Origin of the sequence: Bradyrhizobium sp. 62, assembly GCF_023073035.1 — a bacterium.
Classification (GTDB): domain Bacteria; phylum Pseudomonadota; class Alphaproteobacteria; order Rhizobiales; family Xanthobacteraceae; genus Bradyrhizobium.
Genome location: NZ_JADPIT010000012.1, coordinates 1 through 577, shown reverse-complemented (window position 1 = coordinate 577; position 577 = coordinate 1). Strand labels below are relative to the sequence as shown.

Below are 577 nucleotides of genomic sequence, written 5' to 3'. Positions count from 1 at the left end.
GTAAAATGGCCGCCCAGAACCGCTGCATCGCAAACAAGATCATAGAGTTCTTCCCGTGACCCGGCGCGCATCATGGCTTCGTTTGTCTTGCATAGCGCGATGTACATGCGGTGCAACGCAGCTTCTTTGTTCTCAGCCTCGCGTTGCGCGCGCTCGGCTTCCTTTTGCCGTTCGGCCCCCGCGAACCTTTCGAGAGCGAATGCGACATTCTCGACGACGCGTTCGAGGAGCGCGCTTATTTCGCCAGTGATAGATCCGGCTGCTGCGAAGCAAAATAGAAAGACGCCAATGCTTCGCTCGCGCTGAACAATCGGGACCGCCAGGGTTGAACCGACGCCGCAGGCAATCGAATGCTCTCGCCACGGGTTCAACGTTTCATCACAAACCACGTCATTGCTGAGAGCGGGGCGCCCCGAGCGATATGCCCGTCCCGCAAGTCCGTGGCCGTGGACTGAAGCCTCGTCGACTGAAATGCTGATTTGCGGAATGAACCCTGTCTCGCTCGTTGCAGCGACGACGTCGAGCGACCCCGTATTGTTTGGGAAGAGGACAGCTGTGATTCGAATGTGGCCGCCAT

1 protein-coding gene is annotated in these 577 nt (G+C 58.2%); it reads right to left on the bottom strand.

Annotated features, from left to right (window positions below; translation table 11 throughout):
- Positions 1 to 577: GAF domain-containing protein (locus IVB47_RS07610; protein WP_247460808.1), on the bottom strand; the 577-nt coding region annotated here is incomplete at both ends.